9 protein-coding genes are annotated in these 15,578 nt (G+C 58.7%); 4 read left to right on the forward strand and 5 right to left on the reverse strand.

Annotation, left to right across the window (positions count from 1 at the left end):
- Window positions 1–4: 4 nt before the first annotated feature.
- The 4 genes from HDF12_RS08095 to HDF12_RS08110 form a co-directional block, all read right to left on the reverse strand.
- Complete coding sequence (locus HDF12_RS08095) at window positions 5–3,184, reverse strand: efflux RND transporter permease subunit (RefSeq protein WP_179582013.1); 3,180 nt, start codon at window positions 3,182–3,184, stop codon at window positions 5–7.
- Between the two features lie 145 nt (window positions 3,185–3,329).
- Window positions 3,330–3,962 carry a response regulator gene (locus tag HDF12_RS08100; protein WP_179582014.1) on the reverse strand — a complete coding sequence of 211 codons (633 nt, stop codon included), beginning with the start codon at window positions 3,960–3,962 and terminating at the stop codon, window positions 3,330–3,332.
- Window positions 3,963–3,974: 12 nt separating this feature from the next.
- On the reverse strand, window positions 3,975–6,830 hold the full coding sequence (locus HDF12_RS08105; protein ID WP_179582015.1) for a ligand-binding sensor domain-containing protein: 2,856 nt from the start codon (window positions 6,828–6,830) through the stop codon (window positions 3,975–3,977).
- A 96-nt stretch (window positions 6,831–6,926) separates the two neighbouring features.
- Window positions 6,927–8,108 carry an L-rhamnose/proton symporter RhaT gene (locus HDF12_RS08110; RefSeq protein WP_179582016.1) on the reverse strand — a complete coding sequence of 394 codons (1,182 nt, stop codon included), beginning with the start codon at window positions 8,106–8,108 and terminating at the stop codon, window positions 6,927–6,929.
- A gap of 132 nt (window positions 8,109–8,240) precedes the next feature.
- Between HDF12_RS08110 and HDF12_RS08115 the strand changes: the two genes are divergently transcribed.
- The 4 genes from HDF12_RS08115 to HDF12_RS08130 all read left to right on the forward strand — a co-directional run bounded on the left by HDF12_RS08115 (window position 8,241) and on the right by HDF12_RS08130 (window position 12,414).
- Window positions 8,241–8,981, forward strand: a complete 741-nt coding sequence (locus tag HDF12_RS08115) for a (Fe-S)-binding protein (RefSeq protein ID WP_179583518.1) — start codon at window positions 8,241–8,243, stop codon at window positions 8,979–8,981.
- On the forward strand, window positions 8,978–10,435 hold the full coding sequence (locus tag HDF12_RS08120; RefSeq protein WP_179582017.1) for a LutB/LldF family L-lactate oxidation iron-sulfur protein: 1,458 nt from the start codon (window positions 8,978–8,980) through the stop codon (window positions 10,433–10,435). Before HDF12_RS08115 ends, HDF12_RS08120 begins: the two co-directional genes overlap by 4 nt.
- The gene (locus tag HDF12_RS08125) at window positions 10,425–11,096 is read left to right on the forward strand and encodes a LutC/YkgG family protein (RefSeq protein ID WP_179583520.1); all 672 of its coding nucleotides are present in this window, start codon (window positions 10,425–10,427) and stop codon (window positions 11,094–11,096) included. Before HDF12_RS08120 ends, HDF12_RS08125 begins: the two co-directional genes overlap by 11 nt.
- Before the next feature lie 112 nt (window positions 11,097–11,208).
- The gene (locus tag HDF12_RS08130) at window positions 11,209–12,414 is read left to right on the forward strand and encodes a sugar isomerase (RefSeq protein WP_179582018.1); all 1,206 of its coding nucleotides are present in this window, start codon (window positions 11,209–11,211) and stop codon (window positions 12,412–12,414) included.
- 34 nt (window positions 12,415–12,448) lie between these two features.
- Here HDF12_RS08130 and HDF12_RS08135 read toward each other — a convergent pair whose 3' ends face one another.
- Entirely contained in the window at window positions 12,449–15,442 is a 2,994-nt protein-coding gene (locus HDF12_RS08135) for a ligand-binding sensor domain-containing diguanylate cyclase (RefSeq protein ID WP_179582019.1), read from the reverse strand.
- Between the last annotated feature and the right edge of the window lie 136 nt (window positions 15,443–15,578).

The raw sequence follows: 15,578 nt of genomic DNA on the forward strand, positions 1-15,578 counted from the left end.
TCCCTCATGCCTCATGACTCACCTCGGAGATAGGCAAGCGTGGTTTGGTGTTTCGCCGGAGGACGGCGAAGACGATTGGAACGAAGAAGAGCGTGGCGACGGTGGCGAAGAGCAGGCCGCCGATGACCGCGCGGCCTAGAGGAGCGTTCTGCTCTCCGCCGTCGCCGAGACCGAGGGCCATGGGAATCATGCCGATGATCATGGCCATCGCCGTCATCAAGACTGGACGCAGACGCGTGGCACCTGCCTCAAGCGCGGCGCGGAAGGAATCCCGGTTCTCGGCGAAGTGTTCGTTCGCGAAGGTGATGACAAGCACGCTGTTCGAGGTCGCGACACCGATGCTCATGATCGTTCCCATCAACGCTGGAACACTGAGCGAAGTATGGGTCAGGAAGAGCACCCAACAGATTCCGGCCAGCGCCCCGGGCAAAGCGGTGATGATGATGAAGGCCTCTGACCACGATTGGAAGTTGACGACCAAGAGGAAGTAGACCAAGGCTATGGCGAAGGCAAGGCCGGCGAAGAGGCCCACGAACGACGAGTGCATGGTGGCCACCTGCCCGCGAGTGACGAGGTGACTGCCTCTGGGCAGGTGCTTCTCGGCCTCCGCGGTAATTCGCTGTACGTCCTTTGCGACGCCCCCAAGGTCACGCCCCTGTGTGCTCGCATAGATATCGATGACGGGCTGAACGTCATAGTGGCTCACGACTGCCGGTTCGCTCTTCCGGGTCATGCCAGCCAGATTTTCGAAGAGCTGCGGCGAGGTGACCGTCGGCGAATTCACCGGGATCGTGCGGAGGGTGTCAAGAGAGTTGATCCTGTATTGCGGTGTCTGGACGGCAATATTGTAGGAGACGCCGTTCGCGGTATTGAGCCAGAAGTTAGGCTGCGTTTGAAAGCTTGAACTCAGGGATACGAGTACGTTGCTGGCAACGTCCCGCTCGGTGAGTCCGAGCTGTTGGATCCGTACGCGGTCCACGTCGAATTGCAACCTTGGTTGGTCCAGCAGTTGTTGGATATGGACGTCCACTGCGCCCGGTACGGCACGCATCTGCTCGGCAATCTGCGATGCGATTGCGAAGTTAGCGTTTACGTCATGTCCGACGATTTGAATGTCGAGGGGAGCGGGTATGCCAAAGTTCAATGTCTGCGCGACGATGTCTGCAGGTTCGAAGAAGAACGATGTCCCTGGAAAGCGCTTAGGGAGTTCCTCTCTTAGATGTGCAACGTAGTCGGCGGTAGGGTGATGATTTGGCTGGAGAGAGCCGAGTATCTCCGCGTCCGCGTTTCCGATCGTTCCGCTATTGCTGTAGGAGAGATTGATGCCGCTGGTCGGCAGGCCGATATTGTCGAGGATTCCACCGACTTCATTCGCAGGTATCTGGGTGCGGATGTAACGATCTACCTCATCTACCAGCCGGGCGGTTTCCTCAATGCGTGTGCCGGTCTTGGCCCGAAGGTGCAGGCGAAATTGTCCGGCATCGACAGCGGGAAAGAAGTCCTGACCGAGAAAAGGTATCAACACGAGACTGGACAGGCAGAAAACCAAGAAGAGACTGAGGAAGATTCTGCGGTGGTCGAGGCACTGCTGCAGTAAGCCTGTGTATCGGACCGTGAAGGCCTCAAACGCATGTTCGAAGCGTTGATGGATGCGCGCAAAGCGGCTTGTTCGCTCGCCTGTAATAGGGTGCCGATGCTGTTCGAGTTCCTTAGGCAAAAGAAACATGACGAGCGTGGGAATGATGGTGCGGGAGAAGAAGTAGGAGGCGAATAGAGCGAAGACCACTGCTTCGGCAAGTGGTACGAACAGGTAACGCGCCACGCCGGAGAGGAAGAACATGGGGACGAAGACGATGCTAATGCAGACGGTGGAGACGAACGCGGGGACTGCGATCTCCTGGGCGCCATCGAGGATGGCCTGCCGCAGATCCTTCCCCATGGCGACGTTGCGCTGCATGTTCTCGATCTCTACGGTTGCGTCGTCGACCAGAACGCCGACCGCCAGCGCCAGCCCACCTAGCGTCATAATGTTGATGCTTTCGCCCAGTGCACTCAGTAACAGCAACGACGTGAGGATCGAGAGTGGAATGGAGATGCAGATGATCAGAGTGCTTCTCCAGCTTCCGAGAAACACGAGGATCATGATCGACGTGAGTGAAGCGGCGATGGTTCCTTCACGTACGACTCCATTCAGGGATGCACGCACGAATACCGATTGATCAGAGAGCGGATGCATCTGCAACTCGGGTGGCAGCGTGGACGCGATGCGGGGTAGCGCTGCGCGAATTCCGGCGACAATGGCCAGCGTCGAGGCGCTGCCGGTTTTTTCGATTGTGAGCAGAGCTCCACGCTGCCCGTCCTGGCGGACGATGTTCTGCTGCACGGCGAAGCCGTCTCGCACATGCGCGACGTCGTGCATAAATATGGTGCCGCCATTGATCGTCTTCACGGGGAGGTTATTGAGCTCTTGAACTGTGACCGGTGTGCCGTTGAGACCGACGTTGTATTCCGTCTTGTCGATCTTCGCTGTTCCCGAGGGCAGGATGACATTTTGGTCATTGATCGCGTTGACGATGTCCATCGGGGAGAGTCCCTTGGATTGCAACTGGGACGAGTCGATGTCCACCATGATCTGGCGAACCTTGCCGCCATAGGGAAGCGGAACTGCAGCGCCTGGAATGGTCGACAGTTGAGGGCGGATGAAGTTCGTCCCGAAGTCGTTGAGCTGCTGCTCTGAGAGTCCTCGTCCACTGAGACCGAGTTGAAGAATCGGTACGGTAGATGCGCTGTAACGAATGACAAGAGGTGGAGTAATTCCGGCTGGAAGTTGTTTGAGTGTCGCCTCTGCTTCCGCATTCACCTCGGCGATGGTTCCATCGACGTTGGCCTGCGGTTGTAGAAACACTTTGATGACGGCGACACCGTTGAGAGATTGCGACTCGATGTGGTCGATGTTGCCAACGGTCGTTGTGAGAGCGCGTTCGTAGATGGAGGTAATCCGGGACTCCATCTCGGAGGGCACGAGACCTGTAAATGTCCAGATGATGCTGACCACCGGTATGTTGATCTCGGGAAAGATGTCGACGGGCGTGCGCATCAACATCACGGGTCCGGCGAGAAACAGCAGGAGCGCGAGTACTACGAAGGTGTACGGCCGGTTGAGTGCGAGTCTAACGATCCACATGGCAGTCCTCTAAGAAGCATCTGAGCGGTTGCGCAGATGATTGCGAACCACGCTTTGCTTGAGAACCACTCTATGGATTCTTCGTGTGCCTTCGATACCCCAAACCGGGCGTAGAAAAGGTAACTCTTTCGGGTGTATCGGTGGGCTAGTTCAGGTGGATGATGCCACGGCGCAGAGCGTTCGTAACCGCCTCGGTGCGGTCATTCACGCCGAGCTTCATCAGGATGTTTTTTACGTGCATCTTGACCGTGTCTTCCGCGATGGAGAGCGTTGCGCCGATCTCTTTGTTTCGCTTGCCCCGTGCGACTTCCTTCAGCACATCGAGCTCACGCTGGGTGAGTTTCTCTGAGGCGAGGTGATCGACGAGCTTCGCCGCGACGGCGGAGGGCACGTGCTGCTTGCCGGCATGAACGGCCCTGATCGCATGAAGGAGTTCCTCGCGGACCATGCCCTTCACCACATAGCCTCTTGCGCCCGCAGCGAGGGCGCGCTCAATGTCCACGTCACCTTCGAAAGAGGTGAGAACAATGGTGCGAGCAGAGGGAGAGAGCTCCAGGATGTTGCGAATCAGGTCGAATCCGGTGGTATCACGAAGACGAAGGTCGACCAAGGTTATGTCCGGGTTGATGTCTCGAAACATGCTAAGGCCCTCCGCACCAGAACCTGCCGCGCCGACGATCTCCATGTCCGGCTGCAGGTTCACGATGCTGATCAACCCGTCGCGGACGATAGGATGATCGTCTATGCAGAGGATTCGGATTCGTGGAGTTTTTATCATCTCTGGTGAATTCTATGGTTGACGGTGTGTGCCCGACCAACGTGCCTGGAGTCTGCCCCAGATGCTCGGACTCGCGTTGTGGTCGGGATAAGCCATGCGTCCGGGAACCGTGAGCCGGATCTGTGTGCCGTTGCCGCGCTTTGATTCAATGGTAAGGGTAGCCGCAATCCTGGAGGCACGCTCCCGCATGCCCGTCAGGCCGAAGTGTCCGGGCACGCCCGATTCAAGGATCGGCTGGCTGATGCCTGGCCCTTCATCATGGATATGTAGGGTGAAGACGTTGGGGGTATAGCTGAGTCGCACATCAACGCGGCCGCGCGTGTGCTGCAGGGCATTTCGCAGGGCCTCGCACGCAATCTGGATGATCTCATCGCCGACGCCGGCCCGGAGCGGGAGTTCTGTTCCCTCGGTGATGTAGCGGATCGCCTGGTGCCGGTCTTCCGTGAAGTGCGTCGCGGTAAGTTTGAGGGTCTGGAGCACGTCCTGTGCCGAGACCATAGTTGCTCGCAGAGTTGTGAGTGCGCCACGCCCTTGCGCCAAGGCTGATTCAGAGAGCTGAAGGGCCCGACTGAGTATTGGCTTGCCTGCCGCTCCAGGAGGAGTCAACTCATCGGCGATCTCAAGTTGGAGGCTGATTCCCATGACATCCTGCAGCAGATTGTCATGCAGATCCTGGGCCACGCGTGCGCGTTCGTCCAGCCGCTCTTCGAAACGCAGCCGAAGCCCATCGGCTACGGAACGAATTCTGAACCGGACCAGGAGGAGGATAGCCAGCAATAGCGCTAAGAGGCATAGCGCGATGAACCATTTCGTCTGATAGAAGGCTGGTAACAGGGTGAAGTCCAGGACTGCGGGCTCGGTACTCCACACGCCATCGTCGTTCGCAGCCAGCACTTCAAAGCGGTACTTGCCTGGAGAGAGATTCGTGTATGTCGCGAAGCGGCGAGTGGACTCAATATTCCACTGGGAATCGAAACCGAGGAGCCGATAACGAAACGTTACCTTGCGCGGGTTGGTGAAGCTGAGGCCTGTGTAGTTGATCTCGATGCGGCGGGTTCGCGGAGGGAGAGTGATTGCTTTTGCGACGTCTACGTTCGCATCGTCCACTGTGATCTGGACGATATGTACGGGCGGAGGGACAGGGTTCTTGCGGATGTGCGCAGGATCGATGGTGGCGAGGCCTTCCGATGCCGTAAGCCAGATGCGGCCATCGGGGAGAACCGCAACGGGAGTACTGCCGTGCAGGTCTGGGTTGCTGTGAAGACCATCGCCGTCGTCATAAAAATCATACGGAACAAGGAACTTTGGATCAGTTGCGGCATGCAGAAGATCACTGACAGTCACCGAGGCGACACCAATGTTGTAGCCGAGCCAGAGCCGGCCGCCTGGGCCTGGCACTGCCCAGAGAACTCGGCTGCCAGGCAGCCCGTTCTTTCTGGACCAAGAGGTAAATCTACCTCCGCTGTAGCGCGCTAGGCCGCGTTCTGAAGCGATCCAGACACCGCCGTCGCTGTCGGCGGAGATGGCGTGGGGTGATCCGCCGGGCAGGTGATCCGCGGCGGTGAACTGGTGGAAGGTGACACCGTTATAGAGGACGATCTCGCCGGTACTGAGTCCGAACCACACTTCTCCGTGCGTGCCTGCTGCAATGACCGAAACGGCCTTGCTTTGGAGCGCAGGCGTGGTGACTGCGATGGCAACTTGCCCCGGCTCCCAGCGAAAGAGACCTCCGTGCTGGTCGTAGAACCAGAGTTCGCCAGTGGAAGATTGCGCTATGGATGTGATCTGTGTGACCTGAACGCCGGGCTGGACGACGTGACTGCGGCCATCCTTTACTACGCTTAGCCCGTGGGGCGTACCTGCGAACAAGGTGCCGTCGATGCCCCCCGTAAGGGAGAGGATGCTTTCGCGCAGCACGCTCTTCGCGCCTGTGGCCGTTATCTCGTTGAGGCCGACTGCTGATCCGGCAAAGACCTTGCTCCCGACTACCGCCAGCGAGGTCATGTTGTCGCTCAGAAGGCCTGAGCGGCGGGTCATGGTGGCGAACTTGTCATAGCGAAGTCGATTGAGTCCGTTCTGCGTCCCGATCCAGAGATTGTGTTCGCGGTCCTGAAAGAGGGTCCATACGGAGTCACTCGACAGGCCATCGACGACGGAGAACTGTTCCTTTTCAGCGCGAGCTTCACCCACGGTAGTACTCACGCGGATGACACCGCTCTCTCGGGTTGCCAACCACAGGTTGCCATCGGTATCGGGCAAGATGCTGCGGATCTGATCGGAGGCGAGATGCGTCCTGTCGAGGATGGACGGTGCAATATTGTGGGCGGACTGGAGACCGCATTCCGTTGGGTCGACTTTTGCCAGTGGCATCGACTGAGGTGGATGGGGCGCAGAAACGAGAGCCGAGGCCGACCGTACCTGACATGTTGTTGTAACCTGCATGGTCGCGGGAGAGACGCGGAAGACCTGATTCGAGGCCTCTACCTCGATCAGGGAATCGGGGCGCTCCCGGATCGACGAGATAGGCAGGTTGAGTGTCAGGCTTTTCATCGCGGGGCCATCGATCCGGACGAGTATCCCGGTCTCCGTGCCGACCCACAACGCACCATCTGCGCTTGCTGCAAGCGCTTTCACTTTACCGAAGGCTGTGTCTCCCTTGCCCATGAGCGGGACCTGGAAGAAACGAATGCCGTCAAAACGAATGAGACCGTCGGCTGTTCCCAGCCAGAGGAAGCCGTCGGGGGTCTGGGCGATGGCATAGATGGCGGCGGAGGGCAGGCCATCGCGGTGGCCCCATTGAGTGAGCGAATACTGGCTAATTCCTTGTTTGGCAGCTGGTCCGGCAGCCGTGCATTCGATCGGGCACAAGAAGGCGCAAACACAAACGAATACATGAAGTGACCGGCACGTCGGCATGCCGTCATTTTAGCGATGCCTATTGATTGGTGGTTGAGGTAGTGGCGGCTAACGGGCGGTGATGGTGGTGGGGGCTTCGTTGGCTTTGAGGTAGTTGCCGTAGCCGACGACGATGGTGGAGCTGATGAGAAGGAAGAGGCCTGCGGCTACCAGGGTTTTGGTGCGGCGACTGGTGCCTCGCCACTCTTTGAGGAAGAGACCCCAGAGGGTGGCGAAGATGATGATGCTGGCCATGTGGAGGGTCCAGCTGGAGAAGTCGTACTTGCCCATCTTGGTCTGGCCCATGGAGTAGAAGAAGAACTGGAAGTACCAGATGACGCCGGCGAGCGAGGCGAAGATGTAGTTCAGGACGAGGGTTTTTGGGGCGAGATGGTCGTAGGTGGAGGGGTCGAGTGGGTCGAAGTCGACCAGGGTCTGGCCGGAGGCGTGGGTGGCGCGCATGGGGTTGAGGCCGGGTTGGCCTGTGAACTGTTTGATCGAGCCGTTTTTTAGGATGAGAATGGCCGACCAGACGAAGTTGGTAAGGAACCCTCCCCAGAGGACAACGATTAGGATGGGCAAGTTCTGCCAGAGGTCGAGGCGGTTGTGGGCGAGAAGTTCGGTTTTGGCGAGTGCTCCGATGGGGGCTCCGGCTTTGAGGCCGAAGGCGAAGAAGGAGCTCATGACGCCGGCGAAGATGGCGACGGCGAGGCCTTTGCCGAAGTTGTAGTCGGTCTCACCGGCTTCGGCTTTCTCTTCGAGGGTGACTTCACGCTCTTTTGAGAGGCCGGCGGCGCCGTTGACGGCTACGGCGATGAGACAGAGGAGCACGCCGGCGAGGATGATCTGGCCGGAGGTCTCGTGCAGGATGACGTGGATGGAGCCGTCGTAGATTGGCGGGATGAGGGTGCCGAAGGCGGTGCAGAGGCCGAGGGCGATGGCGTACCCGAGGGCGATGCCGAGGTAGCGGATGGCGAGGCCGAAGGTGAGGCCGCCGGCTCCCCAGAGGATTCCCCAGAAGATGGCGTAGTGGATACTGGATGGGGGCGCGGCGTGGAGGATGCCGAAGAGATTAGGGACGAGGAGGGTAGCGAGGACGACTGGCGCGACGATCCAGGCGGCGAATCCCTGGATGAGCCAGTAGATCTCCCAGGACCAGCGCTTGATGCCGCGGAAGGGGATGAAGTTGGTGGCGGAGGCGAAACCGCCGATCCAGTGATAGATGACGCCGATGAAAGGATTGGGTCCCACGAGGCCTCGTTCTGGTGAATGATGGTGATGCTAGGGTTGAGCGGGTACTATCGTACCTGACGCGAGTTGCGTTAGGGAAATATACTCTCTATTGAATCTAATTCCTGGATCGCTGCTTCGTTGGAGGTTCGTCTGCGAGTTTCACTGTTTATCACCTGTTATAACGACACTCTGTTTCCTGAGACCGGTAAGGCTGTGGTGAGGGTGCTGGAGCGTCTGGGGCATACTGTGGAGTTTCCACGAGGGCAAACATGCTGCGGGCAGATGCACTATAACACTGGCTACCAGGCGGAGGCGATGCCCCTGCTGGAGCGGTTTGTTGCGCAGTTTCGTGGGGCGGAGGCTGTGGTGGTTCCTTCGTCCTCGTGTGTGGCGATGATGCGAGATCACTATCCGAAGATGGCTTTGGCGATCGGCCGGCGGGAGTTGATTGTGGAGGTTGAGGAACTGCTGCCAAAGGTGTTTGAGTTTTCAGAGTTTCTGACGAAGCGGCTGGGGCTGGAGGATGTGGGGGCTTATTATCCGCATCGGGTGACGTATCACGCGAGCTGCCATGGGTTGAGAAATCTGTTGCTGGGTGATGGACCGATGCGGCTGCTGAAGGCGGTGAGAGGGATTGATCTGGTGGAGTTGGAGGGGCTGGAACAGTGCTGCGGATTCGGCGGGACGTTTGCCGTGAAGAACGCTGATGTTTCGAGCGCGATGCTGGCGGAGAAGACGACGGCGGTCTTGAATACAAAGGCGGAGGCTTGTACGGCTTGCGATAACTCTTGCCTGATGCATCTTCAGGGAGCGTTACATCGGCAGAAGACGGGAGTCAGGACAGTGCATCTGGCGGAGATTCTGGCAGGGGAAGACGGGGATAGGCAATGAGTGGGGTTGGGTTGGATCCGAAGACCGCTCCGACGTTTCCGATGGCGGCGAAGGCGATGCTGGGAGATACGCAGCTGCGGAAGAATGTGCGGCATGCTACGGATGTGATCCAGGGCAAGCGGGCTCGTGTTGTCGGCGAGATGCCTGATTGGCAGGAGTTGCGTGAGGCGGGCAGGCAGATTCGCCAGCACACGATGGAGTATCTGGATTTTTATCTCGAGGAGTTTGAGGCCAACTGCACGCGCGCTGGTGGAGTGGTGCATTGGGCTCGGGATGCGGAGGAGGCGCGAGGGATTGTTGTCGGACTGGTGAAGGCCTCGGGATCGGATGAAGTGATCAAGATCAAGTCGATGACGACGGAGGAGATTGAACTGAACACGGCGCTGGAGGCGGCGGGGATTCATGCGTTTGAGACCGATCTGGCGGAGTTGATCATTCAGTTAGGGGAGGATCGGCCTTCGCATATTGTTGTGCCTGCTCTGCATAAGAACAGGCAACAGATTCGTGAGATCTTTCAGCGCAAGATGAATCTGCCGGAGTTGGGCGAGAGGCCGGAGGATCTGGCGGATGCGGCGCGAATGTTTTTGCGGGAGAAGTTTCTGCGGGTGAAGACGGCGGTGAGTGGGGCGAATTTTTTGATTGCGGAGACGGGCGGTGTTTGTGTGGTGGAGAGCGAAGGCAACGGACGGATGTGTCTGACGCTGCCGGAGACGCTGATTACGATTGCGGGGATTGATAAGGTGCTGCCTAGGTTTCAGGACCTTGAGGTGATGCTGCAGTTGCTGCCTCGGTCTGCTACCGGAGAGCGGATGAATCCTTATAACTCGATCTGGACTGGGGTGGATGCTGCGGATGGCCCGCGAGTGTTTCATGTGGTGTTGATGGATAATGCGCGGACGGAGATTCTGGCGGATGAGGAGGCGCGGCAGACGTTGAACTGCATCCGATGCGGGGCGTGCCAGAATGCCTGCCCGGTGTATCGGCAGACGGGTGGGCATGCGTATGGGAGCGTGTATGCGGGGCCGATTGGTGCGATTTTGACGCCGCAGTTGCAGGAGATGCAGCATGCACAGTCGCTGCCCTATGCGTCTTCGCTGTGCGGAGCGTGCTACGAGGTTTGCCCGGTGAAGATCAACATCCCGGAGGTACTGATTCATTTGCGGAATAGGGTGGTGAGGCAGAATACGGCTGGGGTCGCGGGATTCTTTGACGTGGAGGCCGGCGCGATGAAGGCGATGGCGATGATCTTTCGGAGTGAGAGGAGATTCAGGGCGGCGCAGCGGCTGGGGCGGGTGGCGGAGAGGCCGTTGGTTCATAAGGATGTACAGGGTGAGGGATGGATTGGATGGCTGCCGGGCCTGCTGGGTGGTTGGACGCAGGTTAGAGATCTGCGGGAGATGCCGAAGGAGACGTTTCGGGAGTGGTGGGAGAGGCGGGGTGGCAATGGCAACTGATACGGTTACAAATTCGGCGCGGGACGAAGTGTTGCGGCGAATCAGGGCGGCTACAGGTGGAGCGTCGGATGGAACTGCGGCGAAGATTGGGTGGGATCGGATTGTGCGGGAGTATAGGCGGAAGGGAACGGGGGAGCGCGAGGGGGTTCTGAAGCTGCTGGAGGATCGACTGCGGGACTATGATGCGCGGGTGGTTCGTGCTGGGAGTGGGAGAGTAGAGCAGAGTGTGGCGGAGATGCTGGCTGAGCGCGGAGTTCGGCGGATGGTGGTGCCGGTAGGAATGCCTGTTGCGTGGCTGCCGGCTTCAGCGGGTGGGGTGGAGTTTGTGGTGGATGAGGGTTTGTCCTCGGAGGAGTTGGATGGTGTCGATGGGGTGATGACGGGGGCGACGCTGGCGATTGCAGAGACGGGGACGTTCGTGCTGCAGAGTGCCGCGGGGCAAGGGAGACGGGCGGCGACGCTGGTGCCGGATTACCACCTCTGTGTTGTGAGGGCGGAGGATGTGGTGGAGACGGTGCCGGAGTCTATGGCGCAGCTACAACGGACCGCGGGGCTGGCGACTACGTTTGTTTCGGGGCCGTCTGCGACGGCAGATATCGAGATGACGCGGATCAAAGGGGTGCATGGGCCGCGATTTCTGGATGTGATCCTGATTGTTTGAAGCGTGGAAAAAATCTTTTGACAAATGGGAGTAAAAAGGCGCAGTCTGCTGATGTTTCAATAGAGAGTATATTTCTATATCGTAATATATTGGATCTGTGAGGGATTGAGTGATGGGAAACAACGGTGCAGGGATTGCAGAGCGGGATGCACAAAGAGTGTTCAGTGCACTGGATAGTTTTCGAATCGAAGTTCCATCATGGGGATTTGCGAATACTGGTACGCGTTTCGGGAAGTTCGTCCAGAGTGGGGCTGCGACGACGATTGAAGAGAAGTTCAGCGATGCCGCGCAGGTGAATGCATTGACTGGGGCAAGCCCTACGGTGGCGCTGCACGTGCTGTGGGATCTACCAAATGGGACGGCCGATATTCCTGCGATTCAGGCGCTCGAGAACAAGTACGGAATGAAGGCAGGATCGATCAATCCGAATCTGTTTCAGAGCGCTGAGTATAAGTATGGATCGATTGCGAATCCCAGCGCAGAGATTCGTGGGATGGCGTTGAAGCATCTGCTGGACTCTGCGGAGATTGGGCGGGAGCTTGGGTCGAAAGATTTGTCGTTGTGGATTGCGGATGGGTCGAACTATCCCGGGACGCAGAGCATCCGTAAGCGGATTGGATGGATGGAAGAGGTGCTGGGTGCGGTTCATGCTGCGCTGGGTGAAGACCAGCGGATGCTGATTGAGTACAAGCCGTTTGAACCGGCTTTTTATCACACTGACATCGCGGACTGGGGGATGGCGCTGGAGTTGGTGCGACGGTGCGGGCCGAAGGCGAAGGTGCTGGTGGATACGGGGCATCATCCGCCAGGGACAAATATTGAACAGATCGTGACGTGGTTGCTGCATGTGAAGGAGCTTGGTGGATTCCATTTCAACGACCGGAAGTACGCGGACGATGACCTGACGCTGGGCTCGATCGATCCTTACCAGGTGTTTCGCATCTTCCATGAAATTTTGAGTGCGGACGAGAAGGATCGTGCGGATGTCGCGTTTATGATCGACCAGAGCCATAACCTTAAGGGCAAGGTGGAGGCGATGGTGCAGACAGTGGTGACGGCGCAGGAGCTATATGCGAAGGCGGCGCTGATCAATCAGGCGAGGCTTGCGGAGTTGCAGCAGGAGTGTCGGCTGGTGGAGGCGGAGGAGTGCTTTAGAGACACCTTCTGGCACGATGTGCGGCCGGTTGTGAGGGAGTGGCGTGTGGCACGTGGACTACCGGTGGAACCGCTGAAGGCGTTGGCGGAGAGTGGGTATGTGGAGAAGATTACGCGTGAGCGAGCGAGCAGGAATGCACGTAGCGTTTCGAGCTACGTCTGAGAGATGTTGTCGTCATCATGGCGGTCGCGAGTGGTTACGGGTCGCTAGGTTGTCTCGTAGAGAGCGCCTGGCTGTGGGGGCTGGGGTGGAAGACGATGCGGTTGCGGCCAGAGGCCTTGGCGGCGTAGAGAGCTTCGTCGGAGTGGCGGATCATGTCTTCCACGCTGATGGTTTCGAGGTTGATCCAGGCTGCTCCGAAGCTTGAGGTCACGTGGATGGACTCGGCGAGATAGAAAAATGGCGCCTGGGAGATGGCGTGCTGGATCTGGCTGAGGCGCGCAGGGGGATCGCCTTCAGGAAGTCCTGGCAGAACGATGAGGAACTCTTCTCCGCCGTAGCGCCCGATGAAGTCCGAGGGGCGGATGTTTTGTGCCATGCGATGAGCTGCGTCGCGCAGGATGAGATCGCCGGCGAGGTGGCCGAGGGTGTCATTGATTTTTTTGAAGTAGTCGATGTCTGCCAGAACGACGGCTAATTGAGTGCCGTCGCGGCGGGCGTGGTCCAACTCGCGCTGAAGGATGTCGAGGATTGCGGACCGGTTCCACAGGCCTGTCAGTGCATCGTGAGTGGCCTGGTGGTGGAGGGCTTCGCGGGTTGTGAGGAGCTCCCTCTTTTCGGCTTCGAGTTCGCTGGTGCGCTGTGCGACGAGTTTTTCCAATAGCAGCTGTCGCTTGATGAGCCGTCGCTCGCGCAGATGCCAGAAGAGAAGAGAGCAGAGGAAGGAGAAGACCGCGAGGCAGAGATAGAAGGTGCGGGTGCGCCACCAGGGAGGCCGGATGGAGACTGCGAAGGAGACGATGGCGGAGTGTCTTTGCTGATCAGGGTCAATTGCTTCGACTTCGAAGCGGAAGCTGCCGGGTGGCATGGCGGCGTAGTGCAGATGGTGCGAGGCGGTCTGATTCCATGCGGGCTCGAGGCCGAGGAGGCGATATCGAAAGAGCGTGGAGCCCTGACGGTCGTAGTTGAGTGAGGTGAATGCGACGTCGAGTGGAGCGTCGCGCCAACGCCATACATCTTTGTTGGCAGCGAGATTGAGAGGGCGGGTGCCGAGGGTCGCGGACTCGATCATCACCTTGAGAGGCACGTTGGAGAAGAGGTGTTCGGGATGGAGGAGATGAATGGCTCCGCCGTTGACGCCGACCCAGACGGAGCCGTCGGCGTCGGCGAGGAAGGCTCCTTCATTGGTGTCGTTGGAGATGAGACCGTCGCGTTGGGTGAGGAGCTTCCAGACTGTTCCGTTGAAGACGTTGACGCCGAGGTCGGTTCCGACCCAGAGCCAGCCGCGGCGGTCGAAGCGGACGAACTGAACGTCGGTAGAGACAATCTCGGGGCTGGCAAAAGACGCAACGAGATGGCCTTGATTGCTGTCGATGCGGAGATGGAGCAGGGAAGGAAGGCCGCCGCCGATCCAGAGGGTGCCGTCAGCTGCGGCGGCGATGCCACGCATCTGTCCCTGGATGAGGGATTTGTCGAGGGTGATCTCGGTCCATTGATCGGGCTCGTTGAATTGGTTGCGCGAGAGACGGTAGAGATGATGGTCGGAGATGAACCAGAGTGTGCCATTGGCGGCTTCGGTTGCGTTTGCGAAGGCATCGGTGGCGGTGAGGGCGTTGTCGACCTTTTCGGGGTGAGGATCTGAGACCGGATCCTTGATGACGTATAGGCCTTCGCGAGAGAGTAGCCAGATGCGATGGGAGGAGTCGGTGAAGAGCCTGGCGATGGTTGGCAGCTTTGCGATCTGGGTGAATCGCCGGGTGGCGGGATTGGAGTGCAAGAGCTGGCCGTAGATGTTGACGATCCAGAGGGAGCCGTCGGGAGATTGGGTGATGCCGTCTGTCTTTTCGAAGGGAGCTGGCGGAAGAGCCTTTGACGGGAGGATGTGGTTTTGAGCTTCGTCGAGCTGGCTTACCTGAGATTCGTCCCCGAACCAGATGTGTCTTTGACGATCGCGGAAGATGGTCCAGACGATGTCGTTGCTGAGGCCCTGAGAGACTGTCCAGTTTTCTACGTCGTCGTAGCCGAGCCAGCGGCGGAGACCATGTCCGCGGCTGCTGAACCAGAGGGAGCCGTTCTGGTCGGAGAAGATGGTGCTGATGTCGGGGAAATCGAGGCCGTTGGCGCGGTCGAAGAACTGCCAACGATCGCCGCTCCAACGGGCTATGCCGGAGGCGGTCTGCGTCAGGACGCATCCGTTGCGATCTTCGGCGATGGTGAGGATACCTGATCCGCTGAAGGTCCCGAGGGTGTCCGGAGCTATGCTGCGGTCAATGAAGGCGCTGCTTCCGGGGGTGAGAGCGCGGATGTGCTGGCTGTCTCTTATCCAGAGCGCATTCTGGCGATCACGAAAGATAACTCGCCACGGCTCGGCGGAAACTCCTTGTTGAGCGCCCAGTATTTCGATCTGACTTCCGTTGATGTGACAGAGCTGTTGTGCGCAGCCCAGCCAGAGGGTGCCGTCGCGATCTGCGAAGACGTTGTGCAGCTGGGAGAGCGCGGGATGTGTGGCGATCTGCTGAGGATTGAAGTAGGGCGTGACGATCCAGTGTTGCGGCGTGCCGGCGGGCTGAGCGAGCATCAACGCGCCCTTGTTGAGGAAGAGGATGTGGCGGGAGTCGATGGAAGTGAGATGCTGGCCGGGGGTGAACTGTGCGCCGGGTGTGAAGGGAATGGCTTCGAAGCGAGAGCCCGAGAGATAGTAGAGGTGATCGTTGGTCGCTACCCAGATGCGGCCGGAGTCGTCCTGATAGACGTCGATGACCAGGCTTTCGAGGATTCCGTCAGCCGCACCAAAGCGATGAAACTCTGCGCCGTCGTAGCGAAAGAGGCCGTTTTCGGTGGCGGCCCAGAGATATCCTGTCTTGTCCTGTATGAGTTTGAAGACGTCGTGATTTTTGAGGCCTTCGTCCTGATCGAAGCGTTGAAAGGTAAATTGCTGGGCGTTGAGATGGAGCGTTATGGCTAAGAGGATCGCTATGATCGACGGGAGCGGGAAGGTAAAGGGAAAGGCGGGTGTGTTGGGACGGGGCAAGGTATTTCTCTTGTAGCACACCGCAGATTGGAAAACACAGAGGGTTACATTACCGTCTTTCTAGGAACTGTAGGGAGCGAAAGTCGACGGTGCGTACTGTTTGCTTCCGGGCCAGACGGGGAATTCCATTAGCGAA

Source organism: Tunturiibacter gelidiferens (genome assembly GCF_013410115.1).
GTDB classification, from domain to species: domain Bacteria; phylum Acidobacteriota; class Terriglobia; order Terriglobales; family Acidobacteriaceae; genus Edaphobacter; species Edaphobacter gelidiferens.

Bases quoted from the DNA above. Each gene is read 5' to 3' on its own strand.
- HDF12_RS08120 (WP_179582017.1), top strand. From the start codon at position 8,978: ATGAGTGGGGTTGGGTTGGATCCGAAGACCGCTCCGACGTTTCCGATG.
- HDF12_RS08100 (WP_179582014.1), bottom strand. From the start codon at position 3,962: ATGATAAAAACTCCACGAATCCGAATCCTCTGCATAGACGATCATCCT.
- HDF12_RS08125 (WP_179583520.1), top strand. From the start codon at position 10,425: ATGGCAACTGATACGGTTACAAATTCGGCGCGGGACGAAGTGTTGCGG.
- HDF12_RS08130 (WP_179582018.1), top strand. From the start codon at position 11,209: ATGGGAAACAACGGTGCAGGGATTGCAGAGCGGGATGCACAAAGAGTG.
- HDF12_RS08095 (WP_179582013.1), bottom strand. From the start codon at position 3,184: ATGTGGATCGTTAGACTCGCACTCAACCGGCCGTACACCTTCGTAGTA.